The sequence below is a fragment of the Pseudomonas sp. BP8 genome (assembly GCF_017875955.1).
In the GTDB taxonomy this organism is placed as follows: domain Bacteria; phylum Pseudomonadota; class Gammaproteobacteria; order Pseudomonadales; family Pseudomonadaceae; genus Aquipseudomonas.
This window is the reverse complement of the sequence record NZ_JAGINK010000001.1, coordinates 5,001-31,446: the sequence shown is the minus strand read 5'-3', so window position 1 is coordinate 31,446 and position 26,446 is coordinate 5,001. Positions and strand designations below refer to the sequence as shown.

27 protein-coding genes and 1 rRNA gene (1 of these 28 running past the window's edge) are annotated in these 26,446 nt (G+C 62.3%); 17 read left to right on the top strand and 11 right to left on the bottom strand.

The genetic code is table 11. The annotated features are described in order from the left end of the window. Window positions 1–5: 5 nt before the first annotated feature. The 8 genes from J3B00_RS00150 (at window position 6) to trpE (ending at window position 8,514) form a co-directional block, all read left to right on the top strand. A complete protein-coding gene (locus tag J3B00_RS00150; protein ID WP_209861771.1) occupies window positions 6–635 on the top strand; it encodes a response regulator transcription factor in 630 nt (209 codons plus the stop codon). Window positions 636–923: 288 nt separating this feature from the next. Next, the gene (locus tag J3B00_RS00145; protein ID WP_209861758.1) at window positions 924–2,048 is read left to right on the top strand and encodes an ABC transporter ATP-binding protein; all 1,125 of its coding nucleotides are present in this window, start codon (window positions 924–926) and stop codon (window positions 2,046–2,048) included. A 40-nt stretch (window positions 2,049–2,088) separates the two neighbouring features. Further along, complete coding sequence (locus J3B00_RS00140) at window positions 2,089–3,120, top strand: ABC transporter substrate-binding protein (protein ID WP_209861755.1); 1,032 nt, start codon at window positions 2,089–2,091, stop codon at window positions 3,118–3,120. A gap of 64 nt (window positions 3,121–3,184) precedes the next feature. Beyond that, the gene (locus J3B00_RS00135; protein ID WP_209861752.1) at window positions 3,185–4,432 is read left to right on the top strand and encodes an ABC transporter permease; all 1,248 of its coding nucleotides are present in this window, start codon (window positions 3,185–3,187) and stop codon (window positions 4,430–4,432) included. Window positions 4,433–4,443: 11 nt separating this feature from the next. Then, window positions 4,444–5,271, top strand: a complete 828-nt coding sequence (locus J3B00_RS00130) for an ABC transporter permease (RefSeq protein WP_209861749.1) — start codon at window positions 4,444–4,446, stop codon at window positions 5,269–5,271. A gap of 201 nt (window positions 5,272–5,472) precedes the next feature. Continuing rightward, window positions 5,473–6,147: a ribulose-phosphate 3-epimerase gene (rpe, locus tag J3B00_RS00125; RefSeq protein WP_209861747.1), complete on the top strand. Its 675-nt coding sequence runs from the start codon at window positions 5,473–5,475 to the stop codon at window positions 6,145–6,147. Next, window positions 6,144–6,962 carry a phosphoglycolate phosphatase gene (locus tag J3B00_RS00120; protein ID WP_209861744.1) on the top strand — a complete coding sequence of 273 codons (819 nt, stop codon included), beginning with the start codon at window positions 6,144–6,146 and terminating at the stop codon, window positions 6,960–6,962. The genes rpe and J3B00_RS00120 overlap by 4 nt, the downstream gene beginning before the upstream one ends. Window positions 6,963–7,032: 70 nt before the next feature. Further along, complete coding sequence (gene trpE / locus J3B00_RS00115) at window positions 7,033–8,514, top strand: anthranilate synthase component I (RefSeq protein ID WP_209861741.1); 1,482 nt, start codon at window positions 7,033–7,035, stop codon at window positions 8,512–8,514. A gap of 30 nt (window positions 8,515–8,544) precedes the next feature. Here trpE and estP read toward each other — a convergent pair whose 3' ends face one another. Next, window positions 8,545–10,413 carry an esterase EstP gene (gene estP / locus J3B00_RS00110; RefSeq protein ID WP_209861738.1) on the bottom strand — a complete coding sequence of 623 codons (1,869 nt, stop codon included), beginning with the start codon at window positions 10,411–10,413 and terminating at the stop codon, window positions 8,545–8,547. Between the two features lie 373 nt (window positions 10,414–10,786). On the opposite strand from estP, the gene J3B00_RS00105 reads away from it, so the two are divergent. The 4 genes from J3B00_RS00105 to J3B00_RS00090 are packed head-to-tail and all read left to right on the top strand — an operon-like array spanning window position 10,787 to window position 14,034. Continuing rightward, window positions 10,787–11,380: an aminodeoxychorismate/anthranilate synthase component II gene (locus J3B00_RS00105; protein ID WP_209861735.1), complete on the top strand. Its 594-nt coding sequence runs from the start codon at window positions 10,787–10,789 to the stop codon at window positions 11,378–11,380. A 9-nt stretch (window positions 11,381–11,389) separates the two neighbouring features. Then, a complete protein-coding gene (trpD, locus tag J3B00_RS00100) occupies window positions 11,390–12,439 on the top strand; it encodes an anthranilate phosphoribosyltransferase (protein WP_209861732.1) in 1,050 nt (349 codons plus the stop codon). After that, entirely contained in the window at window positions 12,436–13,272 is an 837-nt protein-coding gene (gene trpC / locus J3B00_RS00095) for an indole-3-glycerol phosphate synthase TrpC (RefSeq protein WP_209861729.1), read from the top strand. Before trpD ends, trpC begins: the two co-directional genes overlap by 4 nt. Window positions 13,273–13,326: 54 nt before the next feature. Beyond that, on the top strand, window positions 13,327–14,034 hold the full coding sequence (locus tag J3B00_RS00090; RefSeq protein ID WP_209861726.1) for a lipoate--protein ligase family protein: 708 nt from the start codon (window positions 13,327–13,329) through the stop codon (window positions 14,032–14,034). Here the strand turns inward: J3B00_RS00090 and crp are convergent. Next, window positions 14,031–14,675: a cAMP-activated global transcriptional regulator CRP gene (gene crp, locus J3B00_RS00085; RefSeq protein ID WP_209861723.1), complete on the bottom strand. Its 645-nt coding sequence runs from the start codon at window positions 14,673–14,675 to the stop codon at window positions 14,031–14,033. The genes J3B00_RS00090 and crp overlap by 4 nt on opposite strands. A 189-nt stretch (window positions 14,676–14,864) precedes the next feature. Between crp and J3B00_RS00080 the strand changes: the two genes are divergently transcribed. Then, on the top strand, window positions 14,865–15,287 hold the full coding sequence (locus J3B00_RS00080) for an OsmC family protein (protein WP_209861706.1): 423 nt from the start codon (window positions 14,865–14,867) through the stop codon (window positions 15,285–15,287). On the opposite strand, the gene J3B00_RS00075 is transcribed toward J3B00_RS00080, so the two are convergent. From J3B00_RS00075 to hemJ, 7 genes are all read right to left on the bottom strand, one after another. Next, window positions 15,253–15,651 (bottom strand): hypothetical protein, encoded by a 399-nt coding sequence (locus tag J3B00_RS00075; RefSeq protein ID WP_209861703.1) that lies wholly within the window; start codon window positions 15,649–15,651, stop codon window positions 15,253–15,255. The two genes, J3B00_RS00080 and J3B00_RS00075, sit on opposite strands and share 35 nt — an antisense overlap. Before the next feature lie 44 nt (window positions 15,652–15,695). Beyond that, on the bottom strand, window positions 15,696–16,736 hold the full coding sequence (locus J3B00_RS00070; protein WP_209861700.1) for a DUF2157 domain-containing protein: 1,041 nt from the start codon (window positions 16,734–16,736) through the stop codon (window positions 15,696–15,698). A 10-nt stretch (window positions 16,737–16,746) separates the two neighbouring features. Beyond that, window positions 16,747–17,394: a 2-polyprenyl-3-methyl-6-methoxy-1,4-benzoquinone monooxygenase gene (gene coq7 / locus J3B00_RS00065; RefSeq protein WP_209861697.1), complete on the bottom strand. Its 648-nt coding sequence runs from the start codon at window positions 17,392–17,394 to the stop codon at window positions 16,747–16,749. 66 nt (window positions 17,395–17,460) lie between these two features. Then, window positions 17,461–17,799 (bottom strand): histidine triad nucleotide-binding protein, encoded by a 339-nt coding sequence (locus J3B00_RS00060; RefSeq protein ID WP_119137778.1) that lies wholly within the window; start codon window positions 17,797–17,799, stop codon window positions 17,461–17,463. Window positions 17,800–17,862: 63 nt separating this feature from the next. Then, window positions 17,863–18,645, bottom strand: a complete 783-nt coding sequence (locus J3B00_RS00055) for an SDR family oxidoreductase (RefSeq protein WP_209861694.1) — start codon at window positions 18,643–18,645, stop codon at window positions 17,863–17,865. 78 nt (window positions 18,646–18,723) lie between these two features. After that, window positions 18,724–19,671 carry a nitronate monooxygenase family protein gene (locus J3B00_RS00050; protein WP_209861691.1) on the bottom strand — a complete coding sequence of 316 codons (948 nt, stop codon included), beginning with the start codon at window positions 19,669–19,671 and terminating at the stop codon, window positions 18,724–18,726. 30 nt (window positions 19,672–19,701) lie between these two features. Next, a complete protein-coding gene (gene hemJ / locus J3B00_RS00045) occupies window positions 19,702–20,127 on the bottom strand; it encodes a protoporphyrinogen oxidase HemJ (RefSeq protein ID WP_209861688.1) in 426 nt (141 codons plus the stop codon). Window positions 20,128–20,270: 143 nt separating this feature from the next. On the opposite strand from hemJ, the gene argC reads away from it, so the two are divergent. After that, the gene (argC, locus tag J3B00_RS00040; protein ID WP_209861685.1) at window positions 20,271–21,305 is read left to right on the top strand and encodes an N-acetyl-gamma-glutamyl-phosphate reductase; all 1,035 of its coding nucleotides are present in this window, start codon (window positions 20,271–20,273) and stop codon (window positions 21,303–21,305) included. Window positions 21,306–21,471: 166 nt separating this feature from the next. Beyond that, complete coding sequence (gene erpA, locus J3B00_RS00035; RefSeq protein WP_186552650.1) at window positions 21,472–21,822, top strand: iron-sulfur cluster insertion protein ErpA; 351 nt, start codon at window positions 21,472–21,474, stop codon at window positions 21,820–21,822. A 64-nt stretch (window positions 21,823–21,886) separates the two neighbouring features. On the opposite strand, the gene J3B00_RS00030 is transcribed toward erpA, so the two are convergent. Both J3B00_RS00030 and J3B00_RS00025 read right to left on the bottom strand, forming a co-directional pair. After that, window positions 21,887–22,978, bottom strand: a complete 1,092-nt coding sequence (locus J3B00_RS00030; protein ID WP_209861682.1) for an anhydro-N-acetylmuramic acid kinase — start codon at window positions 22,976–22,978, stop codon at window positions 21,887–21,889. A gap of 4 nt (window positions 22,979–22,982) precedes the next feature. Continuing rightward, a complete protein-coding gene (locus J3B00_RS00025) occupies window positions 22,983–24,398 on the bottom strand; it encodes a peptidoglycan DD-metalloendopeptidase family protein (protein WP_209861679.1) in 1,416 nt (471 codons plus the stop codon). 225 nt (window positions 24,399–24,623) lie between these two features. On the opposite strand from J3B00_RS00025, the gene tyrS reads away from it, so the two are divergent. Further along, on the top strand, window positions 24,624–25,823 hold the full coding sequence (gene tyrS / locus J3B00_RS00020) for a tyrosine--tRNA ligase (protein WP_209861676.1): 1,200 nt from the start codon (window positions 24,624–24,626) through the stop codon (window positions 25,821–25,823). 597 nt (window positions 25,824–26,420) lie between these two features. Further along, window positions 26,421–26,446, top strand: a 16S ribosomal RNA gene (locus J3B00_RS00015) (it continues 1,511 nt past the right edge of the window).

Sequence of the window (26,446 nt, the reverse complement as noted above, 5' to 3'; positions counted from 1 at the left end):
CACGCGTGATTCGAGTGCTGGTAGCCGAAGACCACACCATTGTTCGTGAAGGTATCAAGCAGCTGCTCGGCCTGGCCAAGGACATGCAGGTCGTGGGCGAGGCGGGCAACGGCGAGCAATTGCTGGAAACGCTGCGCCACACCCCGTGTGAAGTGGTGCTGCTGGATATCTCGATGCCTGGGGTCAGTGGCCTTGAGGCCATCGCGAGGATTCGCGCGCTCAACGCGCCACCGGCGATCCTGATGCTGTCCATGCACGATGAAGCGCAGATGGCCGCCCGGGCCCTGAAGGCGGGTGCCGCTGGCTATGCCACCAAGGACAGCGACCCGGCGCTGCTGCTCACGGCCATTCGCCGGGTAGCCGGTGGCGGGCGCTACATCGACCCGGCGCTGGCCGACCGGATGGTCTTCGAGGTTGGCCTGACCGAAACCCGTCCGCTGCACACGTTGTTGTCGGAGCGGGAGTTCTCGGTGTTCGAGCGGCTTGCCCAAGGTGCCAACGTCAATGACATCGCCCAGCAGCTGGCGCTGTCGAGCAAGACCATCAGTACCCATAAGGCGCGGCTGATGCAGAAGCTCAAGGTCAATTCGCTGGCCGAGCTGGTGAAGTACGCCATGGAGCACAAGCTGGTCTGACTGTTCCAGTTGCGACGTGCGGCGCGCTCGGGTTCGCTGCGCTGCGTGTGTGGGGGGCTGCCGGCGAACAGGCCCGACGTGGCAATGGAGCGGTTCGGGCGGGTGTATTCGCGGGTGAAGCCGCTCCCACAGGATTTATCGGTTACCTGAAAACGTCATCGTTGTAGGGCGATCCCTACACGCAATCTTCCACCTGGATGATGGAATTCTCTCAGCGCCCCCGATTTGCGGGCACTTGCGCCTTGTCTAACCTTCTCTCACGCAGTCATCCAACAAGAAGGTGCAGGCATGAGCGAGGCGAATTCGAACGCTGCCACCGGCGACACGCTGGTCAGCTTCCGTGGTGTGCAGAAGAGCTACGACGGCGAGTCGCTGATCGTCAAGGACCTCAACCTGGAAATCCGCAAGGGCGAGTTCCTCACCTTGCTCGGCCCATCCGGTTCGGGCAAGACCACCAGCCTGATGATGCTGGCCGGCTTCGAGACGCCCACTGCTGGCGAGATTCAGCTCGAGGGCCGCTCGATCAACAACGTGCCCCCGCACAAGCGCGACATCGGCATGGTGTTCCAGAACTACGCGCTGTTTCCGCACATGACCGTCGCCGAAAACCTGGCGTTTCCGCTGAGCGTACGCAACCTGAGCAAGACCGACATCAGTGAGCGGGTCAAGCGCGTGCTGGGCATGGTCCAGCTCGACGCCTTCGCCAAGCGCTACCCCGGTCAGCTCTCCGGCGGCCAGCAGCAGCGAGTCGCCCTGGCCCGGGCGCTGGTGTTCGAACCGCAGCTGGTGCTGATGGACGAACCGCTCGGCGCACTCGACAAGCAACTGCGTGAGCACATGCAGATGGAGATCAAGCACATTCACCAGCGCCTCGGCGTGACCGTGGTGTACGTGACCCACGACCAGGGCGAAGCGCTGACCATGTCCGACCGCGTGGCCGTGTTCCACCAGGGCGAAATCCAGCAGATCGCTGACCCGCGCACCCTGTATGAAGAACCGCGCAACACCTTCGTGGCCAACTTCATCGGTGAAAACAACCGCCTCAATGGCACCTTGCTGGCGCGCAATGGCGAACGCTGCCAGGTGCAGCTGGCGCGCGGCGAGCGAGTCGAGGCACTGGCAGTGAACGTCGGTGAAGCGGGTGATCCGGTGACCCTGTCTATCCGGCCTGAGCGTGTGCGCCTCAATGACCACAGCGAGCGCTGCGCCAACCGTTTCTCCGGCCGGGTGGCCGAGTTCATCTATCTGGGCGACCACGTGCGGGTGCGCCTGGAAGTCTGCGGCAAGACTGACTTCTTCGTGAAGCAGCCCATTGCCGAACTCGACCCGGCCTTGGCCGTGGGCGACGTGGTACCGCTAGGCTGGGAGGTGGAGCACGCGCGCGCGCTCGACCCGATTGCCGAAGCCCACTGAAGGTTCGCTTAACCAACCCTGTACTGTGGAGAGAATAATAATGCGCAAGCAGTTGAAACTGACCGCCCTGGCCCTTGGCCTGTTCGCCGCCGGCCAGGCCATGGCCGCGGACCTCACCGTGGTGTCGTTTGGCGGTGCCAACAAGGCAGCCCAGGTCAAGGCGTTCTACGAGCCGTGGGAGAAGGCTGGCAACGGCAAGATCATCGCCGGCGAGTACAACGGCGAAATGGCCAAGGTCAAAGCCATGGTCGACACCAAGAGCGTGTCGTGGCACCTGGTCGAGGTCGAGTCGCCTGAGCTGGCCCGCGGCTGTGACGAAGGCATGTTCGAGGAGCTCGACCCCGCGCTGTTCGGCGACGAGGCCGACTATGTGCCTGGCGCCATCCAGCCGTGCGGCGTGGGCTTCTTCGTCTGGTCGACGGTGCTTGCCTACAACGCCGACAAGCTCAAATCCGCGCCCACCAGCTGGGCGGATTTCTGGGACACCAAGCAGTTCCCGGGCAAGCGTGGTCTGCGCAAAGGCGCCAAGTACACCCTGGAATTCGCCCTGATGGCCGATGGCGTTGCGCCGAAGGACGTCTACAAGGTGCTGGCCACCAAGGAAGGCCAGGACCGTGCGTTCAAGAAGCTCGACCAGCTCAAGCCGAGCATCCAGTGGTGGGAAGCCGGTGCCCAGCCGCCGCAGTACCTGGCCTCGGGTGACGTAGTGATGAGCTCGGCCTACAACGGCCGGATCGCGGCGGTACAGAAAGAAAGCAACCTCAAGGTGGTGTGGAACGGCGGTATCTACGATTTCGACGCCTGGGCCATTCCGAAGGGCGCCAAGAACGTCGAAGAGGCGAAGAAATTCATCGCTTATAGCGTTCAGCCCGAACAGCAGAAGGTTTACTCGGAGAACATCGCCTACGGTCCGGCCAACTCCAAGGCGGTCCCGCTGCTGGCCGAAGCCGTGAAGAAGGACATGCCGACTACACCTGAGAACATCGCCAACCAGGTACAGATCGACGTGGCGTTCTGGGCCGACAACAGCGAGCAGCTGGAGCAACGCTTCAACGCCTGGGCGGCGAAGTAAGCGTGTGATCGGAGCGCCGGGCAGGTCCGGCGCTCCCCGTTTTCCCGTTTTTTCGGAGTTCGCCATGGCCATTGCAGTGCCCCTGAATGACGGCGCAGGTAAAAGCCTCAAGCAGCGCCTCAAGCATGCCGAGCGGGTCAACCGCTGGAAGGCCCAGGCGTTGATCGCGCCGCTGGCGCTGTTTCTTCTGCTGGTGTTCCTGGTGCCGATCGCGGCGCTGCTGTACAAGAGCGTCGGCAACCCCGAGGTGGTCGCCGGCCTGCCGCGTACGGTCGAAGCGGTGCAGCAGTGGGATGGCAAGAGCCTGCCGGGCGAAGCGGTGTACAAGGCGCTGAGCCTGGACCTGCCCGAGGCGCGCAAAAATCAGAGCCTGGGCGATCTTTCCAAACGCTTGAACATGGAGCTGGCCGGTTACCGCAGCCTGCTGTCGAAGACGGCTCGGGCGTTGCCGTTCAAGACTGAACCCGCTTCCTATAAAGAAGCCTTGCAAACCCTCGACGAGCGCTGGGGCGATCCGGCCTACTGGCAGGCGATCCGCCGTAATACCAGCACTGTCACCTCCTATTACCTGCTGGCCTCGGTCGATCATCGCATCGACGACCTGGGCGAACTGGCCAAGGCCACGCCTGACCAGGCCATCTACCTGGATATCTTTGCCCGCACGCTGTGGATGGGGGTGGTGATCACCGTGATCTGCCTGTTGCTGGCCTACCCGCTGGCGTACCTGCTGGCCAACCTGCCAACCCGGCAAAGCAACCTGCTGATGATTCTCGTGCTGTTGCCGTTCTGGACGTCGATCCTGGTGCGGGTTGCCGCCTGGATCGTGTTGCTGCAGTCGGGCGGGCTGATCAACAGCGCACTGATGGCCATGGGCATCATCGATGAACCGCTGGAGCTGGTGTTCAACCGCACCGGGGTCTACATCTCCATGGTGCATATCCTGCTGCCGTTCATGATCCTGCCGCTGTACAGCGTGATGAAGGGTATATCGCCCAGCTACATGCGTGCGGCGATCTCGCTGGGCTGTCATCCGTTCGCCAGCTTCTGGCGGGTGTACTTCCCGCAGACCTACGCTGGCATCGGTGCAGGTTGCCTGCTGGTGTTCATCCTGGCCATCGGCTACTACATCACCCCAGCGCTGCTCGGCAGCCCCAACGACCAGATGGTCAGCTACTTCGTGGCCTTCTATACCAACACCAGCATCAACTGGGGCATGGCCACCGCGTTGGGTGGGCTGTTGCTGCTGGCCACCGTGCTGCTGTACCTGATCTATAGCTGGCTGGTCGGCGCCAGCCGCCTGCGCCTGAGCTGAGGAGCCTTGTCATGCTGAGCCCTTACATGTCGCCCGTGGAGCGGGTGTGGTTCTACAGCCTGCGGATACTGTGCGGCCTGATCCTGTTGTTCCTGGTGTTGCCGGTGCTGGTGATCATTCCGCTGTCGTTCAACAGTGGCAGCTTCCTGGTGTACCCGCTGCAGGGCTTTTCCCTGCAGTGGTACCAGGACTTCTTCGCCTCGGCGGAGTGGATGCGTGCCCTGAAGAACAGCATCATCGTGGCACCGGCGGCGACGGTGCTGGCGATGGTGTTCGGTACCCTGGCTGCGATCGGCCTGACCCGGGGTGATTTCCCCGGCAAGTCGTTGGTGATGGCCCTGGTGATTTCGCCGATGGTGGTGCCGGTAGTGATCATCGGCGTGGCCAGCTACCTGTTCTTCGCCCCGTTGGGCATGGGGAACAGCTTCATTTCGCTGATTCTGGTGCATGCGGTGCTGGGCGTGCCGTTCGTCATCATCACCGTGTCGGCGACCCTGCAGGGGTTCAACTACAACCTGGTCAGGGCGGCGGCCAGCCTCGGCGCGTCGCCGCTGACAGCCTTCCGCCGGGTGACCTTGCCGCTGATTGCGCCGGGGGTGATTTCTGGAGCGCTGTTTGCCTTTGCCACCTCGTTCGATGAAGTGGTGGTGACGCTGTTTCTCGCCGGGCCTGAACAGGCGACCCTGCCCCGGCAGATGTTCAGCGGCATTCGCGAGAACCTGAGCCCGACCATTGCGGCGGCGGCGACGCTGTTGATCGCCTTCTCGGTGGTCTTGCTGCTGACCCTGGAGTGGTTGCGGGGGCGTAGCGAGAAGCTGCGGACTCAGCAACCAGGCTGATTGCTGTGTTGCCCGCTTCGCGGGGCAAGCCCGCTCCTACAGGTCTGCACTCACCCCTGTAGGAGCCGGCTTGCCCCGCGAAGAGGCCGGTACTGATACCGCGACATTGGGCAGTCGTCGACATCGATTGATACCAATCAGCCTTGATCCTATTGCCTGGGGTACAATGCGCGCCACCGTGATTCTGCCAACAGGTGCGCCATGCAGCCCTTCGCTATTGCCCCCTCCATCCTTTCCGCCGATTTCGCCCGCCTGGGCGCTGACGTCGACGCGGTGCTGGAAGCCGGGGCCGACATCGTTCACTTCGATGTCATGGACAACCACTACGTCCCCAACCTGACCATCGGCCCGATGGTCTGCAGCGCTCTGCGCAAGTACGGCGTCACCGCGCCGATCGACGTTCACCTGATGGTCAGCCCGGTCGACCGCATCATCGGTGACTTCATCGAAGCCGGCGCCACCTATATCACCTTCCACCCCGAAGCCAGCACGCACATCGACCGCTCGCTGCAGTTGATCCGCGATGGTGGCTGCAAGGCCGGCCTGGTGTTCAACCCGGCTACCGGCCTGGATGCACTGAAGTACGTCATGGACAAGGTCGACATGGTCTTGCTGATGAGCGTCAACCCAGGCTTTGGCGGGCAGAAGTTCATCCCTGGCACCCTCGACAAACTGCGCGAAGCCCGTGCCTTGATCGATGCCAGCGGCCGTGACATCCGCCTGGAAATCGACGGCGGGGTCAACGTCAATAACATTCGCGAAATTACCGCGGCTGGCGCCGACACCTTTGTCGCCGGCTCGGCGATCTTCAATGCCCCGGACTACAAGCAAGTCATCGACAAGATGCGCGCCGAAATGGCCCTGGCCCGCGCATGAGTGGCTTCGAGCAGCTGTTCCCGGGGACGCTGCCCAAGTTGGTGATGTTCGATCTGGATGGCACGTTGATCGATTCGGTCCCCGACCTGGCTGCAGCCGTCGACCGCATGCTGCTCGAACTCGGGCGCCCTCCGGCTGGCCTGGAGGCTGTCCGCCACTGGGTCGGCAATGGCGCCCAGGTGCTGGTCCGCCGTGCCCTTGCCGGCGGCCTGGAGCATGAGGCGGTAGACGAGCAACTGGCCGAGCAAGGCCTTGCGCTGTTCATGGAGGCTTACGCCGAAAGCCATGAACTGACGGTGGTCTACCCCGGCGTGCAGGATACCCTGCGCTGGCTGCGCAAGCAGGGCGTGGAGATGGCCTTGATCACCAACAAGCCGGAGCGCTTCGTTGCGCCCTTGCTTGACCAGATGAAGATCGGTCGCTACTTCCGCTGGATCATCGGCGGTGACACCTTGCCGCAGAAAAAGCCTGATCCGGCAGCCTTGCTGTTCGTGATGAAAATGGCCGGTGTCGAGCCTGGGCAAGCGCTGTTTGTCGGCGACTCGCGCAGCGATGTCCTGGCGGCCAAAGCGGCTGGGGTCCAGTGCGTTGGCCTGACGTACGGCTACAACCATGGTCGCCCGATCAACGAAGAATCGCCGAGCCTGGTGATCGACGATCTGCGCATCCTGTTGCCTGGTTGCGTAGTCACGGACACTGGGATAACGTTGGCGCATCTTCAAGCCTCCCAAGACAGAGAGTCCACCGTGGCGGTTACTGGCAAATTCTGGATGAAAGTCATCAAGGCCCTGGCCCGTTGGCGTTGGCGCGCCTGACTTCTGCCCGCCGGCGCCTGCCGGCCCGTCCGTTTGCCTGACCCCATTGCTGCTTGCTCCGAGGCTACTCATGACCCGCGAAGAATTCCTGCGCCTGGCTGCTGCCGGCTATAACCGCATTCCCCTGGCCTGCGAAACCCTGGCCGACTTCGACACCCCGCTGTCGATCTACCTGAAGCTGGCCGACCAGGCCAACTCCTACTTGCTCGAGTCCGTGCAGGGCGGCGAGAAGTGGGGGCGCTACTCGATGATCGGTTTGCCGTCGCGCACCGTGATGCGCGTGCATGGCTATCACGTGAGCATCCTGCAGGATGGCGAGCAGGTGGAGAGCCACGAGGTAGAAGACCCGCTGGCATTCGTCGAAACGTTCAAGGATCGCTACAAGGTTGCTGATATCCCTGGCCTGCCGCGTTTCAATGGCGGCCTGGTCGGCTACTTCGGCTACGACTGCGTGCGCTATGTGGAAAAACGCCTGGGGGCTTGCCCGAATCCGGACCCGCTGGGCGTGCCGGACATCCTCCTGATGGTCTCGGATGCCGTCGTGGTGTTCGACAACCTGGCCGGCAAGATGCACGCAATCGTTCTGGTCGATCCGTCCGAGGAGAACGCCTTCGAACACGGCCAGGCGCGCTTGCAAGGCTTGCTGGCCAAGCTGCGCGAGCCGATCACCCCGCGCCGTGGCCTCGACCTGAGCCGGCCGATGGCCGCAGAACCGGCGTTCCGCTCCAGTTTTACCCAGGATGACTACGAGCGTGCGGTCGACACGGTCAAGGAATACATCCTAGCCGGTGACTGCATGCAGGTTGTGCCGTCGCAGCGCATGTCCATCGACTTCAAGGCGGCGCCGATCGACCTGTATCGGGCGCTGCGTTGCTTCAACCCGACGCCTTATATGTACTTCTTCAACTTCGGTGACTTCCACGTGGTGGGCAGTTCGCCGGAAGTCCTGGTGCGGGTTGAAGACAATCTGGTCACGGTACGACCGATTGCCGGTACCCGTCCGCGTGGCGCTAGCGAAGACGCCGATCGGGCGCTTGAAGACGACCTGCTGTCTGACGCCAAGGAAATCGCCGAGCACCTGATGCTGATCGACCTGGGCCGCAACGATGTTGGCCGGGTATCGGCCACCGGCAGCGTGCGCCTGACCGAGAAGATGGTGATCGAGCGGTACTCCAACGTCATGCACATTGTCTCCAACGTTACTGGCCAGTTGCGTGAGGGACTGACCGCCATGGATGCACTGCGTGCAATCCTGCCGGCGGGCACCTTGTCGGGCGCGCCGAAAATCCGTGCGATGGAGATCATCGACGAGCTGGAGCCGGTCAAGCGTGGCGTGTATGGCGGTGCGGTCGGTTACTTTGCCTGGAATGGCAACATGGACACCGCGATTGCTATCCGTACGGCGGTGATCAAGGACGGCGAGCTGCATGTCCAGGCCGGTGGGGGCATCGTCGCCGACTCGGTGCCGGCGCTCGAGTGGGAAGAAACCATCAACAAGCGCCGCGCGATGTTCCGCGCGGTGGCGTTGGCCGAGCAAACGCCCGAGGCGTGAAGGGTCGGGGCTGCACCGCAGCCCCAAACCTCAGAAGTCCAGGCTGAGCGCCAGGCTCACCCCCTGCTGGGTCAGCTCATCACTCTTGCGCCAGTTGTAGTTCCCACGCAGTTGCACCCCCGCCGTCAGCTCATGCGACAAGCCCAGGCTGGCCCGGGTGAGGTTGCTCTGTGGCGTATACCCGGTCAGGGTGAAGTCGTTGGCCGGCAGCCCCGTCAGGTGCATCGTCACCTCTTGCTGGTCATCCTCGAACTCATGCTCGCGCGCGACTTCGGCATACACCCGCGTTGAAGGCATGAACTGATAGCTTCCCTGCAAGCCCGCGCCCAAGCGCCGTGAAGTGCGTTCCTGGTCGGCGAAACCCAGCGCAGTGGAGCGGTCGCCTTTCTCCTCATAACCATCCACCTTGACCCGCGCATAGTCGGCGCTGATGAAGGGGGAAACCTGCCAGGCACTCTGTTCGGCAGCGAGGTTGTAGCCAAGCCGCCCGCTGACCGCCCAGACCTCGCCATCGGTGTCGCCTTTCTCACTGCGATCATTCACGCCAAGGGCGAACGTGCGCTTGAGGTCGCTGTAATCCAGGTGGCCGGCACTCAGTGCGGCATCTGCCCACCAGTGGTGTTGCCGGTACTGGGCGAAAACGCTGGCCAGGTAGCTGTTCAGCTTGTAGTCCGAATCCTGTTCGCCTGCTTCCAGTTTCTGCCGGTAGACACCCGCCGCCACGCCCAGGCGCCAGGCATCATCCAGGCGGTAGCTGCCGCCAACCGTCAGGTTGTAGCCACGCCCGTCACCGCTGGCACTGCTGCGTTGATCGTCAAAGTCGAGGTCCTGGGCGCCCGTGGCGACGATCGCCTGCCACTGGCCAACCGCTTGCCAGGGTGTCTGCCACTGATTGCGCAGCTCGTCCTGATGGGCGCGCAGGCTGGCGTGGGCCATCTCTGGCAGCAGGCTCAGTTCCCAGGGGGCGGCAATGATCGAATAGGCGTAGTCGGCGATCAGTTGCTGGCCGGCGATGGTCGGGTGTACCGAGTCGTTGAACAGCAGCTTGGTCGGGTCGGGTGAGGCGCTGTTGATCCCGTACAGCGGGTTCTCCACGCAGCTGTCGCCGCTGTAGCAGGTGCCGACCAGGTTTTGCCCGCTGGCCAGGCCGAACTGTTCCGGGTTGGCCAGTGCTTCACTGAGCAACACCGGGATGTTCAGGGGGATGATCTCGGCATCGATCTGGCTCAACTGGCTGACCAGCGATTGATTGAATACGCCGGATAACTGCGACAGGGCGCCTTGTTGCGGGGTGCCACTGAAGTTGGGTGTGAGGCCAAGGTCGGGCAGCAGCCAGACCATGATGTAGCGCGCACCGCCTTGCTGCAGGGCTTGGGCGCTGGCAGCCAGGTTGGCACCGGCCGCCGCCGCGGTAGCGGGGCTGGTGACCCGACCCTGAAGGAAGTCGTTGCCGCCGCCGGTCAGGTAATAGAGGGCGTTGGGGTCCGCAACCTGGCCGTTGGCCAGATAGCCTGCGCGTTCGCGCAGGACAAAGCCGCCCAGCGGGCCACCTGGCGGAAAGACCGTTTGTGAGGTGTCGGTGATCGAGTCGAAGATCTGCTCGGTGGTGTAGCCACCCACCGCCCAGTTATTGCCGTCGGGTTGAACGCCTACCGAGGTGGAGGGATTCAATTCGTCGGGCGCGATGCCCAGTCGTCCGCCAAGGATCATCGGCGACACCGGCGCATAGTTGCCGTTGGCGTCGCGGTTGGTAAAGCGCATGCCACCGAACTGACCGGCATCACTGAGGCTGTCGCCAAACACGATCAGTGTGGAGTAGGGCGAAGGCGCAGCCACCGCCTGGTGGCAGGCGAGGGTGAGGGTACACAGCGTAAAGCCCAGCAAGCGTGAAATACGCATGAAGGAAGATCCTTTTCATTGTTTTTATAGGAGCGTGCCGATTGACCATAGCAAATCGCGGGGCATGCTCGGCAAGTCCAATCGTTTCCCGGTATTTACCGGCATATTGCGCCCGTCGCGCCGGTAGGCTACTGTGCCGGGACGTATGAACGAGACCTACCCCGTGTTGATCGTCAGCAAACTCTTGATGCGCGTTATCAAGGCTCACGCCCGTTGGCGTTGGCGCGCCTGACTTTATCTCCTGCCGGCCCGCCCGGCTCGCTCCGTCTGCCTTCCCTTTGCTTCATCCAGCGCCCTGCGCGTGATTGCCCGCGCCTGCGGCCGGCATCGGAAGGTTCGAATCAAAAGTCAGTATTCAAGAGGTTTGCCCCAGATGTTACTGATGATCGACAACTATGACTCTTTCACTTACAACGTCGTGCAGTACTTCGGCGAGCTGGGTGCAGAGGTCAAGGTCATTCGCAACGACGAAATGACCATCGCCCAGATCGAAGCGCTCAACCCCGAGCGCATCGTTGTTTCCCCCGGCCCATGCACACCCAGCGAAGCGGGCGTGTCCATCGAAGCGATTCTGCACTTTGCCGGCAAGCTGCCGATCCTGGGCGTGTGCCTCGGTCACCAGTCCATCGGCCAGGCCTTTGGTGGTGATGTAGTGCGTGCGCGCCAGGTGATGCACGGCAAGACCAGCCCGGTCCACCACCGCGATCTGGGCGTATTCGCCGCGCTCAACAATCCGCTGACCGTGACCCGCTATCACTCGCTGGTGGTCAAGCGTGAAACCTTGCCGGACTGCCTGGAAATTACCGCCTGGACAGCCCACGACGATGGCACTGTCGACGAGATCATGGGCCTGCGGCACAAGACCTTGAACATTGAAGGGGTGCAGTTCCACCCCGAATCGATCCTGACCGAGCAGGGCCACGAGCTGTTCGCCAACTTCCTCAAGCAGACCGGCGGCCGCCGCTAAGGACCGAACATGGATATCAAGAGCGCGTTGAGCCGCATCGTCGGTCATCTGGACCTGTCCACCGATGAAATGAGTGACGTCATGCGTCAGATCATGACCGGGCAATGCAGCGAGGCGCAGATTGGCGCCTTCCTGATGGGCATGCGCATGAAGAGTGAGAGCATCGATGAGATCGTCGGTGCGGTATCGGTGATGCGTGAGCTGGCTGACAAGGTCGAGCTGAAGAGCCTTGATGGCGTGGTCGACATCGTCGGTACCGGTGGCGATGGGGCGAATATCTTCAACGTTTCCACGGCTTCATCGTTTGTGCTCGCGGCCGCCGGTTGCCCGGTGGCCAAGCATGGCAACCGTGCGGTCTCCGGCAAGAGCGGCAGCGCCGACCTGTTGGAGGCCGCCGGCATCTACCTGAACCTGACGCCGGTACAAGTCGCCCGCTGCATCGACAGCCTGGGCATCGGCTTCATGTTTGCCCAGAGCCATCACAAAGCCATGAAGTACGCTGCCGGCCCGCGTCGTGACCTGGGTCTGCGGACCCTGTTCAACATGCTTGGCCCGCTTACGAATCCGGCCGGCGTGAAGCATCAGGTGGTCGGCGTGTTCACCCAGGCGCTGTGCCGGCCGTTGGCCGAAGTGCTGCAGCGGTTGGGCAGCAAGCATGTCTTGGTGGTGCACTCCAAGGACGGCCTGGATGAATTCAGCCTGGCAGCGCCGACGTTTGTTGCCGAGTTGAAGAATGGCCAGATCAGCGAGTATTGGGTCGAGCCCGAAGACCTCGGCATGAAGAGCCAGAGCCTGCATGGCCTGGCGGTGGAGAACCCCGAAGCGTCGTACGCGTTGATCCGTGACGCCTTGAGCCGGCGCAAGACCGAGAACGGCCAGAAAGCCGCCGAAATGATCGTACTCAACGCCGGCGCCGCCTTGTATGCCGCCGATCACGCGATGACCCTGGCACAAGGCGTAGAACTCGCCCACGACGTGCTGCACACCGGCCTGGCCTGGGAAAAACTGCAGGAGCTGGGCGCCTTCACTGCTGTATTCAAGCTGGAGAACGAAGCATGAGCGTACCGACCGTGCTGGAAAAAATCCTCGCCCGCAAGGTCGAGGAAGTCGCCGAGCGCAGTGCCCGGGTCAGCCTGGCCGAACTTGAGCGCATGGCCAAGGCGGCCGATGCCCCGCGTGGCTTTGCCAACGCCTTGATCGAACAGGCCAAGCGCAAGCAGCCGGCGGTGATCGCCGAGATCAAGAAGGCCTCACCGAGCAAGGGCGTGATTCGCGAACACTTCGTCCCGGCCGAAATCGCCGTCAGCTACGAGAAGGGCGGGGCCACCTGCCTGTCGGTGCTGACCGATGTCGATTACTTCCAGGGCGCCGACGCCTACCTGCAGCAAGCGCGAGCAGCTTGCAGCCTGCCGGTGATCCGCAAGGACTTCCTGATCGATCCCTATCAGGTGGTGGAGGCCCGTGCGCTGGGCGCCGACTGCGTCCTGTTGATCGTGTCGGCGCTGGACGACGTGCGCATGGCCGAGTTGGCCGCCGTCGCCAAGCAGGTCGGCCTCGATGTACTGGTTGAAGTGCATGACGGTGACGAGCTTGAGCGCGCGCTGAATACCCTCGATACGCCGTTGGTGGGGGTCAACAACCGCAACCTGCATACCTTCGAGGTCAGCCTCGAGACCACCCTCGACCTGCTGCCGCGGATCCCTCGTGATCGCCTGGCAATCACCGAGAGCGGCATCTTCAACCGTGCCGATGTCGAGCTGATGGAGATCAACGAGGTGTACTCGTTCCTGGTCGGCGAGGCGTTCATGCGCGCCGAGCAGCCTGGGCACGAACTGCAGCGGCTGTTCTTCCCCCAGCGACCTGTGCACAACGTGGTTCAGGCACTGGACTGATCGACTCTGAAGCCGGCGAATGCCGGCTTCTTTGTATCTACAAGGTAGAAACCAATGACGACTGAGCAACCTCTGGCCCTCACTGTCGAACAAGGCCTGCAGGCCGAGCAGGAACTGCTGGCCGCCGTCTGCCGGGGTGAGCGCGATGCCGGCGTGCTGTTCTGGCGACCTACCGACCATGCCCTGGTGATGCCGCGGCGCATGAGCCGGCTGGAAAACTTCGAGGCGGCCTGTGCCGAGCTGGCCATTGCCGGCTGGCCGGTGCTGTTGCGCGAAACCGGCGGCGAGCCGGTGCCGCAGTCGCACGCCACGGTGAATGTGGCGTTGGTGTATATCGCGCCGCGCAGCGAAGGTGATCACGGCCGCATCGAAAATGCTTACGAGCGCTTGTGTCTGCCCCTGTGCGACGTGTTGCGCGAGTGGGGCGGGGTGGCTTCGGTGGGCGAGATCGACGGCGCCTTCTGCGATGGCCGCTACAACGTCAATCTCAATGGCCGCAAGTTGGTGGGTACCGCCCAGCGCTGGCGCCAGGGCCTGGGCGGCAAGCGTGGGGTGGTGTTGGTGCATGGCGCGCTGTTGCTGGACAACGAGCGTGAATCGATGGTCGCCGCGGTCAATCGCTTCAACGAGTGTTGTGAGCTTGAGCAACGCTGCCGCGCCGACAGCCACATTGCCTTGCACGAAGTCGCGCCCGCCGTGGCCTGGTTCGAGCGCCTGTCGCAGGCCTACGCTGAAGTGATTGCCGCCTTGCCCAAGGACTAGCGGGTCCCGTAGACCACCATGGTCTTGCCCTTGACCTGCACCAGGCTGCGCTCCTCGAGATCCTTGAGGACGCGGCCGACCATCTCCCGCGAGCAGCCGACGATGCGCCCGATTTCCTGGCGGGTGATCTTGATCTGCATGCCGTCAGGGTGGGTCATGGCGTCCGGCTGTTTGCACAGGTCGAGCAGGCAGCGCGCCACCCGCCCAGTCACATCGAAGAAGGCCAGGTCACCGACCTTGCGCGTTGTGTTGCGCAAACGCTGGGCCATCTGGCTGCCCAAGGCATAGAGAATGTCGGGATCCTGGCGGGTGACGTCGCGGAATTTCTCGTAGCTGATTTCGGCGACTTCACATTCGGTCTTCGCCCGTACCCAGGCACTGCGTTGCTGCTCCTGCCCGGCGGGTTCGAACAGGCCCAGCTCGCCAAAGAAATCGCCATCGTTGAGGTAGGCGATGATCATTTCGTGACCGTCGTCATCTTCAATCAGGATGGTGACCGAACCCTTGATGATGAACGACAGTGTCTCGGCCCGATCACCTGCGCAGATGATATTGCTCTTGGCGGTGAAGCGGCGTCGCTGGCAGTGAACCAGCAGCTTGTCGATGTTCTTGATCTTGGCGGATAGGGCGGAAACAACCATCACGAAATCCTGTTCGATACACGCAGAGGCTTTTTATAGAGTCGGCCGACGTCATGCGCCAGTCATTTGGCGCCAGCTTATCAGACACTGCGGCCGCTATCGGCACAATTGCGCGGCGTGTTGAGCTTTTCCGGCAGCCCGACAAGGCTTAAGCTGACACCCTTTCAAGCATATAGGGAGTCCAGCAACATGAAGGCACGCATCCAATGGGCCGGTGAAGCGATGTTCCTCGGCGAGTCGGGCAGCGGCCATGTCGTGGTCATGGACGGCCCGCCCGAAGCCGGAGGTCGCAACCTTGGCGTGCGCCCGATGGAAATGCTCCTGCTGGGCCTGGGCGGCTGCAGCAACTTTGACGTGGTCAGCATCCTGAAGAAGTCCCGCCAGGCGGTGGAGAGCTGCGAAGCCTTCCTGGAAGCCGAACGTGCCGATGAGGACCCCAAGGTGTTCACCAAGATCCACCTGAACTTCGTGGTCAAAGGACGTGGGCTGAAGGACGCGCAGGTCAAGCGTGCGGTCGAGCTGTCGGCAGAGAAGTACTGCTCAGCGTCGATCATGCTCGGTCGAGCAGGCGTCGAGATCACTCACAGTTATGAGATTGTCGAGCTCGGCTGAGGTATTCGAGGGCACACACCAGTGCCAGCCCGGGAGCCAGTGCGATTAACCCACTGGGCAGGTTGAAGGCTAACAGGCCGGCAATTTCCGCACGGCTCCAGGTGCTGCCAAAGGTCTCGGCAAACAGCAGGCATTGCAGTAGCAGAGTGATGCTCGCGGCCCCTGCATAAACGCCGATGAGCACTCGACGCCTGTGGATAAAACTGCCTGTGAGCAGAAACAGCAGTTGCCCTGGCACGCTGAACAGCAGCAGCTCCAGCGTGCTGCTGCTGTCAGGTTCTACCAGGGTGGGCAGTTCGAAGCTGAGCGGCGACTGGCTGACGTTGGCCGTCATCAGGCAGACGAACAGGTAGGCCACCAGCATCAGACTGAACCCTTGCAGCAGCCGCAGGCCGAACCCGCGCAATTTCAACGGCGCAGGCCGGGCATCAGTTGCAGCAGCTGTGCCGGCAGGCGTGCGCGCAGGCGTACGCTCAAATCTTCGCGATGCTTCTGATAAAGCACGCCCAGGCCGATCACTCCCAGGCCAATCAAGGTCAGCACCAGCGGGAACAACAGCGACTCGGCAAACACCTCATACGACAGGTAGCCCAGATACGCCGCCACGCCCAGCGCGCCAAACACCATGAACAGCGGACGGCGCAGCACTACCGCAACAAGCATCAAGCCCAGGTTGATCAGGCAATACAGTGCCTTGCCCCATTCGCTGTCGCTGTCCATCAGCGTCAAGCCACCCCAGAATGCTGCCAGCCCTGCCAGGTAACCCCAGAAGGCATAGTCCCTGCGGGTACGCCCATCGACGATCAGGCACACCAGCAGCAGGCCCAGGCCGAACCAGAGCGACACCGTGCGGCGCTGCTCCCAACTGAACGGCGCGCCGTAGATCCACTCGCTCAGGTCCATCGACATGAACCACAGCGCCAGTGCCATCGGCATGACGATGAACGGGAAAGGGATCAGCCGTAGCATCAATAGGCCGGCCACCACCGTGGCGGCCTCCATCAGCAGCCAGCCGCCTTGCACGTAGGTGTAGTACTGATGGTAATCAGCTTGCGCATCGTCCAACGGCCACCAACCGAGTAAACGCTCGATGGCAAATACGGCAAGGGGGACGATGCTCACCGCCACAGCACCGAGCACGCCTGCCGCAATCAGCTGGCCGCGCCGCTGCAAGGAGATGCCAAGCGCGCTCAACGAGGCAATATAAAGAAGGGCGATCGTCAGCAGCGCCGTGTCGCCGATCCGCATCCAGGCTTCGCTGAGCAACCAGCCCATGGCAGCCATGATCAGCAGGGCACCGAAATAGAACGCGACATGGGCCAGCTGAAAACGCCCGCGGTTCTCTGGCTGTTGGCGCAAGAAGCCCAGCAAGGCATGCGCCTGGCTGGGCTGGAGAATACCTGCGTCTACCGCACGCGCCAGATCCTTGGCATCAAAACGTTCCGTCATCGCCGGGATCCTAAATGCGGTAAGTGCTTTTGGTCATGACCTTGGCCATCAGGCTCATACCGAAGCGGACCGGAGCCGGGAAGCGATAACCACCAGCTTCCAGCGCAGATTCGGCGTGGTGCTCTTCATCAACGCGCATCTGCTCGAGAATCGCCCGAGACTTTTCGTCCTCGGCTGGCAGCTGCTCGAGGTGCTCGTCGAGGTGCTTGCAGACCTGGTGCTCGGTCGCGGCGACGAAGCCGAGGCTGACCTTGTCGCTGACCAGGCCGGCGAGCGCGCCGATGCCAAACGACATGCCATAGAACAGGGGGTTGAGCACACTGGGATGACTGTTCAGCTGACGAATACGCTGCTCGCACCAGGCCAGATGGTCGACTTCTTCTTCGGCGGCATGCTCCATCGCCTTGCGTACCTGCGGCAGCTTGGCGGTCAGGGCTTGGCCCTGGTAGAGCGCTTGGGCGCACACTTCACCGGTGTGGTTGATGCGCATCAGGCCAGCGATGTGGCGGGTCTGCGTCTCGTCCAGGTCGGCGTCCGGCTGGATGATGGCCGGGGAAGGGCGGGAAGGTTGGCCGCTGAAGGGCAGCAAGGTGCGCATGGCGGTGTCGGCCTGCAGCAACAAGCGGTCGAGCGGGGAATAGTGACGTTCGGTAGCCATCGGGCACCTCCGCTAGAGTGATGCCCGACAGTTTACCGCAATCCCCTGGCCGGGGCTTGCCTTGGATCAGCCTGGTGGCCAGTGCATCTGGCGTTGGCCGAGCACGTGCATGTGAATATGGTAGACCGTCTGGCCACCCAGTTCGTTGCAGTTCATGACCACGCGGAAACCGTCTTCACAGCCGAGCTCCTTGGCCAGGCGCTGGGCGGTGAACAGAATGTGGCCGGCCACGCCCTTGTCTTCCTCGGTGAGGTCGTTGAGGGTGCGAATGGGCTTTTTCGGGATGACCAGAAAATGCACCGGCGCCTGCGGGGCGATATCGTGGAAGGCCAGAACCTGGTCGTCCTCGTAGATGATCTTGGCCGGGATTTCCCGGTTGATGATCTTGGTGAAGAGAGTCTCCACAGCACTTGCTCCAGGGTGAGGGTCCGGGCCGAGTGTACCCAGCACGGCGCCGCTCGCACAGTGCTATTGCGCTTCGAGCGGGCAGTAACGCCGGTTGATCGCCCCGGCCAGCTTGCGGGCCAGCCATCGCGGCAGCAGGCGTGGCAGCCAGGCCAGCCAGCGGTTGCGCCGGCCGGGCATGATCAGCGCGCGGTTCTTGTCCAGCGCACGCACGGTGTACAGCGCTACCTCCTCAGGGCTCAGGCAGCGTTGGCTGCCGTCGAGCCGGGGAATGTGCCGCCGAGACGAGCGAACCGGGCCAGGACAAAGCGCCGAGACTTTGATCCCGGTACGCCCGAGCTCTTCGCGCAGCGCTTCGGAAAAACTCACCACGTAAGCCTTGCTGGCGGCATAACAGGCCATCCATGGCCCGGGGGTCGCGCTGGCCAATGACGCCACATTGAGGATCTGCCCGCCACCCTGCACCGCCATCAGGTTGCCGATCGCGTGACACAGGCGGGTCAGGGCGAGAATGTTGACCTCGAGCAGGTCTTGCTCGTCGGCCCATTCGTGCGCCAGGAAGGGGCCGTAAGTGCGCTGCCCGGCGCAGTTCACCAGCAGGTCGATACGCCGCTCACCTTCTTCGAGTTCGAGCACGAAGCCCGATAGCCGCAGCGGTTGGCTGAGGTCGCAGGCGCGGAGCAGTACCTCGACGCCAAAGCGCTGGGTCAGCTCAATGGCTATCGGCTCCAGGGTTTCCCGATGACGTGCCACCAGGATCAGGTTGCGCCCGCGCCGCGCCAGAGCTTCCGCCAGGGCCAGGCCCAGGCCGCTGGAAGCGCCGGTGATCATGGCGTAACGGGTCATGCAGGGCTCCTGGGGCGGCGAAAAAGGGCGCTTAGTGTACAGCTTGGCCCGGTAAGTTGTTGCCTTTTGCTACAGGGCTCAGGCGGGCATCTGGCGGGTGCGCGCCAAGGCTTGCCGGTACTCGTGGTGGAGGCGCTCGATCAGTTCGGCGGTGGCCGGCAGGTCGTGGATGTCACCGACGCCCTGGCCGGCTGACCACACCGTCTTCCAGGCCTTGGCTTCTTCGTCCAGGGGCTTGAGCCGTGCTTGCTCGTGGCTGGCCTTGAGGCTCGCCATGTCATAGCCGGCCTGCTCCAGGCTCTGGCGCAGGAAACTCGCCGGCACGCCGGAAACGGCCGGGGTGTGGACGATATCGGCGGCGCGCGCCTCGATCAGCATGTGTTTGTAGGCATCCTGTGCCTGGCTTTCCTGAGTGGCGATGAAACGGGTGCCCATGTAGGCGAGGTCCGCCCCCAACAGCTGCGCGGCAAGAATCTCGTGGCCATGGTTGATGCAGCCGGCCAGCAGCAGGGTCTTGTCGAAGAACTGGCGAATCTCGGCAGCGAGGGCGAACGGGCTCCAGGTGCCGGCATGGCCGCCGGCGCCGGCGGCCACCGCGATCAACCCGTCGACCCCGGCCTCGGCGGCTTTCTCGGCGTGGCGGCGGGTGGTCACGTCATGCAGCACCAGGCCGCCATAACCCTGCACCGCGTCGACCACTTCCTTCACCGCGCCGAGGCTGGTGATGACAATCGGCACGCGGTGTTCGACGCACAACGCCAGGTCGGCCTGCAGGCGCGGATTGCTCGGGTGGACGATCAGGTTGACCGCATAGGGCGCGGCTGCCGGCAAGCTGGCCAGGCCTGCCTCGATCTCTTCCAGCCAGCGCTTGAAACCGGCGCTGTCGCGCTGGTTGAGGGCGGGGAAACTGCCCACCACGCCATTGCCGCAGCAGGCCAGGACCAGTTGCGGATTGCTGATCAGGAACATCGGTGCGACGACCACCGGCAGGCGCAGGCGTTGTTCGAGCAGGGCGGGCAATGACATGGCAGAACTCCTCTACGGTCGCTGATTGCCTCAGAACGGTTTGACCACCACCAAAATCACGATGCCGAGCAGGATCAGCACCGGCACTTCGTTGAACCAGCGGTAGAACACGTGGCTGCGGGTGTTGGTGCCAGTGGCGAAGCGCTTGCGCTGGGCGCCGCACATGTGATGGTAGCCGGTGAGCAGGATCACCAGGGTGAGCTTGGCATGCATCCAGCCCTGGCTCATCCAGCCCGGCGTGAGGTAGAGCATCCACAGGCCGAAGACGAACGTGGCGATCATCGCCGGGTTCATGATGCCGCGGTACAGCTTGCGCTCCATGGTGGTGAAGCGTTCCTGGCTGATGCTGTCCTGGCTCTGGGCGTGGTAGACGAACAGGCGCGGCAGGTAGAACAGGCCGGCGAACCAGCAGACCACGCTGACGATATGCAGCGCTTTGATCCATAGGTAAAGCATTGGAGGGTGTTCCTTCAGGTTTTCACGGTCGTCAGATAGTAGAGGTGAAGCACCCCGAGGCGCACCCGAAGAGTTGTTACAGGCGACTGTGGCCCCTATCATCGTGCGCTTTCCAGTCGGATCGTTGATAAGGGGCAAGCGTTATGATCAAGGTCGGTATCGTCGGCGGCACGGGTTACACCGGGGTCGAACTGTTGCGTCTGCTGGCGCAGCACCCTCAGGCAGAGGTTGCGGTGATCACCTCGCGTTCCGAGGCGGGCGTGGCCGTTGCCGACATGTATCCGAACCTGCGCGGTCACTATGACGGCCTGGCTTTCAGCGTGCCGGACAGCCAGACCCTGGCGGCCTGCGACGTGGTGTTCTTCGCCACCCCGCACGGTGTTGCCCATGCCCTGGCCGGTGAGCTGCTGGCGGCGGGGACCAAGGTTATCGACCTGTCGGCTGACTTCCGCCTGCAGGACGCGGTCGAGTGGGGCAAGTGGTACGGCCAGCCGCACGGCGCGCCAGAGCTGCTCAAGGATGCGGTCTACGGCCTGCCCGAGGTGAACCGCGAGAAGATTCGCACTGCGCGTCTGATTGCTGTGCCGGGTTGCTACCCGACTGCCACCCAGTTGGGCCTGCTGCCTTTGCTCGAAGCAGGCTTGGCCGACCCATCGCGGTTGATTGCCGACTGCAAGTCCGGAGTCAGCGGCGCTGGCCGTGGCGCTGCCGTGGGCTCGCTGTTCTGCGAATCGGGCGAAAGCATGAAGGCCTACGCGGTCAAGGGCCACCGCCACCTGCCAGAAATCAGCCAGGGGCTGCGCCAGGCTGCCGGCCGGGACATCGGCCTGACCTTCGTCCCGCACCTGACGCCAATGATTCGCGGTATCCACGCCACCTTGTACGCAACTGTTGCCGATACCTCGGTCGATCTGCAGGCGCTGTTCGAGAAGCGCTACGCCAATGAACCGTTCGTCGACGTAATGCCGGCTGGTAGCCATCCGGAAACCCGCAGCGTGCGTGGCGCCAATGTTTGCCGGATTGCCGTGCATCGTCCGCAGGGCGGTGACCTGGTGGTGGTGCTGTCGGTGATCGACAACCTGGTCAAGGGCGCGTCCGGTCAGGCGGTGCAGAACCTGAACATCCTCTTCGGCCTGGATGAGCGTATGGGCCTGTCGCATGCAGGCTTGATGCCCTGACAGCCTCGGCAAGGTTCAAGCTTCATGGCCGCAAAGGGCGCACCGCGTTCCACTTGTCGCTTGAAGCTTGTCGCTTGCAGCTTTTGTATTGTTGACCGATTTTCTCGGAGAAGCGGATAATGCGCGTCATCGAGTTTTATGGCGGCACTGCGCCGGGAGAGTCAACATGAGCGTCGAATCCTTCACCCCCACGGCTTTGGAGTTCACCCAAGGTGCTGCACACAAGGTGAAGACCCTGGTCAGCGAAGAGGGCAATGATCGCCTGAAGTTGCGTGTTTTCGTGACGGGCGGCGGCTGCTCGGGCTTCCAGTACGGTTTCACCTTCGATGAGGAAGTGGCTGAAGACGACACCATCGTCGAGCGCGAAGGCGTTTCGTTGGTGGTCGATCCGATGAGCTACCAGTACCTCGCGGGCGCCGAAGTGGATTACCAGGAAGGTCTTGAGGGCTCGCGCTTCGTGATCAAGAACCCTAACGCTGCGACCACCTGCGGCTGCGGTTCTTCGTTCTCGATCTGAGCCCAGGGCTCTACTCAGCAAAACGCCGCGCTATTGCGCGGCGTTTTGCGTTCAGGGGGTTGCCTCAGGCCGGGTAGATAGCGCCGAGCACGCGCAGGCCCTTGGCCGCGGTCACGCTTGGACGATTGGCGGGAATCCGCTCCAGGCAGCAATGCGCCAGCCAAGCGAACGCCATGGCCTCAACCCAGTCCGGGTCGATACCATACGCAGCGGTACTGGCGACCTGAGTGCCGGGCAGGAGACTGGCCAGGCGCTGCATCAGTGCGCCATTGCGCGCGCCACCGCCACACACCAGCAACGCCTGGCTGTCGGTCTGCGCGTTGCGCAGCGAATCGACGATGCTGCGCGCGGTCAGCTCGAGCAGCGTTGCCTGCACGTCTTCATCGCGGTAGGGCGCCAGTGCGGCCAGATGGCCGTCCAGCCAGGGCAGGTTGAAGACCTCGCGGCCAGTGCTCTTCGGGCCGCTGCCGGCAAAGAACGGGTCTGCCAGCAACCTGCCGAGCAGGTCGTCGATCACCTTGCCAGTGGCTGCCCAGGCGCCGTCGGCATCGTACTGCTGGCCGCGCTTGCGCTCGATCCAGGCGTCCAGCAGGACATTGCCCGGGCCACAGTCGAAACCGTGTACGGGTGTCGCCTGATCGATCAGGCTGAGGTTGCTGAAGCCGCCGACGTTGAGCACCGCCAGGCGCTGCCCAAGGTGGCCGAACAGCGTCTCATGGAAGGCTGGCACCAGAGGCGCGCCTTGACCACCTGCGGCGACGTCGCGACGGCGGAAGTCACCTACCACGCAGATACCTGTGAGCTCGGCGAGCAATGCCGGGTTGCCGATCTGTACGGTAAAACCCAGGGCCGGTTCGTGGCGGATGGTCTGGCCATGGCTGCCAATCGCGCGAATGGCCTCGGCTTGCACGCCTTGAGTGGCGAGCAGGTGGTGTATGCCTTGAGCGGCGAGGGTGGCCCAGCGGTTTTCCGCGAGGCACGCGCGGGCGATTTCGTCCGGGCCGCTGGCACAAAGGCCGAGCAGTTCCAGGCGCAGATCGACCGGCATGGGAATGTAGTGAGTGGCGAGCAGCCGAAGCTGCTCATCCTGTTCGATCAAGGCGATGTCCAGGCCGTCGAGACTGGTCCCGGACATCACCCCCAAGTAGAGTGCCACGGGCTCAGCGCTTGTTGGCAGCGAGCAGCGTGGCCTTTTCCTGATCCATGCGGGCGATCAGGGGCTGGCTCTGCTGGTTGAAACGCTGGCGTTCGGCCTTGGCGATCGGATCAGCCATCGGCACTTTCTGGCTCAGCGGGTCGACATGCACGCCATTGACCTGGAACTCGTAGTGCAGGTGAGGGCCGGTGGACAGGCCCGTGGTGCCGATATAGCCAATGATCTGCCCCTGCTTGACCGAGCTGCCGGTCTTGATGCCCTTGGCAAAGCCCTGCATGTGGCCATAGAGGGTCTTGTAGCGATTGCCGTGGGCAATGACCACGGTATTGCCGTAACCGCCACGACGACCAGCCAGTTCGATTCGGCCATCACCTGCCGCCTTGATCGGCGTGCCGCGCGGTGCTGCATAGTCGACGCCCTTGTGTGCGCGGATCTTGTTCAGGATCGGGTGCTTGCGGCCGTTGGAGAAGCGCGAACTGATGCGGGCGAAGTCCACTGGCGTACGGATGAACGCCTTGCGCAGGCTATTGCCGTCAGCGGTGTAGTAGTTGGTGTTGCCCTGTTTGTTGGTGTAGCGCACGGCGGTGTAGGTCTTGCCGCGGTTGGTGAAGCGCGCGGAGAGGATATTGCCGGTGCCGACCACCTTGCCGTCCATGACCTTCTGCTCATAGACCACGTCGAATTCGTCGCCAGGGCGGATGTCCTGGGCGAAGTCGATGTCGTAGCCGAGCACGCGGGCCATGTCCATGGTCATGCTGTGCGACAGGCCGGCACGCTGCGCGGAGGCCGACAGAGAACTCTTGATCACGCCGTGCGCGTAGGCAGTACGCACCAGCGGTTTACTGATTTCGCGCTGGAAGCTGTAGCCCTTGTCGGTTTTGCTCAGGCGAATGGTCTCGAGGTTGCTGACCTTGCTGTGCAGGTTGCTCAGCTGGCCGTCCTTGTCGAGCTCGAACTGCAGTACCTGGCCGTGCTTGAGCTGGCTGAACTGCTTGGCTTGCTTGCCACTGGCCAATACATCGTGGACCACATTGGAGGGCAGGCCAACCTTGGCGAAGAGGGTGGACAGCGTGTCGCCACGGGCAACGGTCACCTCGCGGTGACCAGGGGCCTTGGCTTCGGTCTTTTCCTCGACGGCGGGTGCCGCAGCGGTTTTATCAGCGGGTGCCTGGGCATTCTCGATCTGGGCGAAGGGCGAGCCTTGTTCCGTCGTGGACTGCACCAGAGGGGCTGCATTGGCTTCGTCTTTGAGCTGCTCGGCCGGGGTTTCCAGCTCGAGGTTAAGGGTGGTTTTCTTGGCTTCCACTTCGCTTGAAGGGAACACCAGCAAGGCCAGGCTGAGGAGAGCGGCAATGCCGCTTGCGGCCAACAGATGGCTTTTCGGATAAAGCGGTGGCGCTTTAGGCGTGTCGTTGGTCATAGGGAAAGTGACTTTGAAAAAGGTGAATGAAAAGGTGAAATGGAAAAGATGAATGACATGATGAAGATGAAATAACTGTATAAAATATAACCAAATCCGGTTTCGCGCAAGGGCGCGTAGACGCCGGATCACGCCTTTCGGGTCACATCTCTTTGCCAAACTTGTATTTGACGGCCGATCTTGTATGGTTGGCTCCCTTTGAATCTGAGCCTTGCGGGTCTTTCTATGAAGTCGGTTGAAGAGCAGCTGGCGCTTATCAAGCGCGGTGCGGAAGAGGTATTGGTCGAGTCGGAGCTGGTAGAGAAGCTCAAGCGCGGTCAGCCGCTGCGAATCAAGGCGGGCTTTGACCCGACGGCGCCAGACCTGCACCTGGGGCATACGGTACTGATCAACAAGCTGCGCCAGTTCCAGGACCTGGGCCATCAGGTGATCTTCCTGATCGGCGATTTCACCGGCATGATCGGTGATCCGAGCGGCAAGAGCGCTACGCGCCCGCCGCTGACGCGCGAGCAGGTTCTGGACAATGCCGAAACCTATAAGCAGCAGGTGTTCAAGATTCTCGACCCGGCCAAGACCGAAGTCGCGTTCAACTCCACCTGGATGGATCAGCTGACGCCGGCCGACTTCATTCGCCTGGCTTCGCAGTACACCGTTGCGCGAATGCTCGAGCGTGACGACTTCGACAAGCGCTATACCACCAATCAGCCGATCGCTATCCACGAGTTTCTCTACCCGCTGGTGCAGGGCTACGACTCGGTGGCACTGAAGGCTGACGTCGAACTGGGCGGTACCGATCAGAAGTTCAACCTGCTGATGGGGCGCGAGTTGCAACGCGCTTATGGCCAGGAAGCACAGAACATTGTCACCATGCCGCTGCTGGAAGGCCTTGATGGCGTGAAGAAGATGTCCAAGTCGCTGGGCAACTACGTCGGCATCCAGGAAGCGCCTGGGGTGATGTACAGCAAGCTGGTGTCGATCCCGGACACCCTGATGTGGCGTTATTTCGAGCTGCTCAGTTTCCGTTCCATGGAAGAGATCGAGCAATTCCGAGCCGATGTCGAGCAGGGTGCCAACCCGCGCGACATCAAGATCAAGCTGGCTGAAGAAATCGTCGCTCGCTTCCATGGTGAGGAGGCTGCGGCCAATGCTCACCGTGCGGCGGGCAACCGTATGAAGGACGGCGAGCTGCCGGAGGACATTCCGGAGATTGAAGTCAGCGCTGCCGAAGACATGCCGATCGCGGCCGTCCTGAACCGGGCTGGCCTGGTGAAGAACTCTGCGGCTGCCCGCGACTTGCTCAATGCCGGTAGCGTGAAAGTCGATGGTGAGGTGGTGGATCGCGGCTTCATGTTTGCCGTCGGTGCCAGTCATGTGTGCCAGGCCGGCAAGAAGGCCTTTGCCCGGATCTCGCTGAAGCCGGAATGACGGCTGCTTCTATATAGCGTGAAGGGTGATGCTATATAGAGTGTCAAAAGCGGGGAGGCCGAAAGGCCTCCCCGCTTTGTTTTTCAGGGATATGACGGTTTAGTGAAATTAACGGTTGACGCCCTTTCGAATCCCCTTATAATGCGCCCCACTTCCAGCGTAGTTGGAACGGAAAACTCCTTGAGTTTCAAAGGGTTAGAAGTTTCAGGCAGTACTGGAGGTGCCTCGATCGTCAGATCGGCAGCGGTGAAAAAGGTAGTTGACAGCAGGTTGTAACGCTGTAGAATTCGCCTCCCGCTAAGAGAGATCGCAAGCGAGTCAAGTGTTTGAAGTTGAACGAGTTTCTCGCAAAATACTTCGAAATAAATGCTTGACAGACACAGAGGAAAGCGTAGAATGCGCGCCTCGGTTGAGACGAAAAGCTCTTAACCAACCGCTCTTTAACAAATTGAATCAAGCAATTCGTGTGGGTGCTTGTGAGTATGGTTTGATAGTCGCCAAGATTATCAGCATCACAAGTGGCCACATGAGAAATCATAGTAGTCATTTGAGATTGCTGAGCCAAGTTTAGGGTTTCTTAAAAACCCAAGCAGTATTGAACTGAAGAGTTTGATCATGGCTCA

What these genes read in the sequence shown, in the direction of transcription:
- trpE (WP_209861741.1), top strand. Translation starts at nt 7,033, where the DNA reads ATGACCCGCGAAGAATTCCTGCGCCTGGCTGCTGCCGGCTATAACCGC.
- tyrS (WP_209861676.1), top strand. Translation starts at nt 24,624, where the DNA reads ATGAAGTCGGTTGAAGAGCAGCTGGCGCTTATCAAGCGCGGTGCGGAA.
- J3B00_RS00090 (WP_209861726.1), top strand. Translation starts at nt 13,327, where the DNA reads ATGACGACTGAGCAACCTCTGGCCCTCACTGTCGAACAAGGCCTGCAG.
- erpA (WP_186552650.1), top strand. Translation starts at nt 21,472, where the DNA reads ATGAGCGTCGAATCCTTCACCCCCACGGCTTTGGAGTTCACCCAAGGT.
- J3B00_RS00140 (WP_209861755.1), top strand. Translation starts at nt 2,089, where the DNA reads ATGCGCAAGCAGTTGAAACTGACCGCCCTGGCCCTTGGCCTGTTCGCC.
- J3B00_RS00055 (WP_209861694.1), bottom strand. Translation starts at nt 18,645, where the DNA reads ATGACCCGTTACGCCATGATCACCGGCGCTTCCAGCGGCCTGGGCCTG.
- J3B00_RS00120 (WP_209861744.1), top strand. Translation starts at nt 6,144, where the DNA reads ATGAGTGGCTTCGAGCAGCTGTTCCCGGGGACGCTGCCCAAGTTGGTG.
- coq7 (WP_209861697.1), bottom strand. Translation starts at nt 17,394, where the DNA reads ATGGCTACCGAACGTCACTATTCCCCGCTCGACCGCTTGTTGCTGCAG.
- J3B00_RS00135 (WP_209861752.1), top strand. Translation starts at nt 3,185, where the DNA reads ATGGCCATTGCAGTGCCCCTGAATGACGGCGCAGGTAAAAGCCTCAAG.
- J3B00_RS00050 (WP_209861691.1), bottom strand. Translation starts at nt 19,671, where the DNA reads ATGTCATTGCCCGCCCTGCTCGAACAACGCCTGCGCCTGCCGGTGGTC.
- hemJ (WP_209861688.1), bottom strand. Translation starts at nt 20,127, where the DNA reads ATGCTTTACCTATGGATCAAAGCGCTGCATATCGTCAGCGTGGTCTGC.
- J3B00_RS00130 (WP_209861749.1), top strand. Translation starts at nt 4,444, where the DNA reads ATGCTGAGCCCTTACATGTCGCCCGTGGAGCGGGTGTGGTTCTACAGC.
- crp (WP_209861723.1), bottom strand. Translation starts at nt 14,675, where the DNA reads ATGGTTGTTTCCGCCCTATCCGCCAAGATCAAGAACATCGACAAGCTG.
- J3B00_RS00105 (WP_209861735.1), top strand. Translation starts at nt 10,787, where the DNA reads ATGTTACTGATGATCGACAACTATGACTCTTTCACTTACAACGTCGTG.
- J3B00_RS00025 (WP_209861679.1), bottom strand. Translation starts at nt 24,398, where the DNA reads ATGACCAACGACACGCCTAAAGCGCCACCGCTTTATCCGAAAAGCCAT.
- trpC (WP_209861729.1), top strand. Translation starts at nt 12,436, where the DNA reads ATGAGCGTACCGACCGTGCTGGAAAAAATCCTCGCCCGCAAGGTCGAG.
- J3B00_RS00075 (WP_209861703.1), bottom strand. Translation starts at nt 15,651, where the DNA reads ATGCTGGTGGCCTACCTGTTCGTCTGCCTGATGACGGCCAACGTCAGC.
- argC (WP_209861685.1), top strand. Translation starts at nt 20,271, where the DNA reads ATGATCAAGGTCGGTATCGTCGGCGGCACGGGTTACACCGGGGTCGAA.
- J3B00_RS00070 (WP_209861700.1), bottom strand. Translation starts at nt 16,736, where the DNA reads ATGACGGAACGTTTTGATGCCAAGGATCTGGCGCGTGCGGTAGACGCA.
- J3B00_RS00145 (WP_209861758.1), top strand. Translation starts at nt 924, where the DNA reads ATGAGCGAGGCGAATTCGAACGCTGCCACCGGCGACACGCTGGTCAGC.
- rpe (WP_209861747.1), top strand. Translation starts at nt 5,473, where the DNA reads ATGCAGCCCTTCGCTATTGCCCCCTCCATCCTTTCCGCCGATTTCGCC.
- estP (WP_209861738.1), bottom strand. Translation starts at nt 10,413, where the DNA reads ATGCGTATTTCACGCTTGCTGGGCTTTACGCTGTGTACCCTCACCCTC.
- trpD (WP_209861732.1), top strand. Translation starts at nt 11,390, where the DNA reads ATGGATATCAAGAGCGCGTTGAGCCGCATCGTCGGTCATCTGGACCTG.
- J3B00_RS00080 (WP_209861706.1), top strand. Translation starts at nt 14,865, where the DNA reads ATGAAGGCACGCATCCAATGGGCCGGTGAAGCGATGTTCCTCGGCGAG.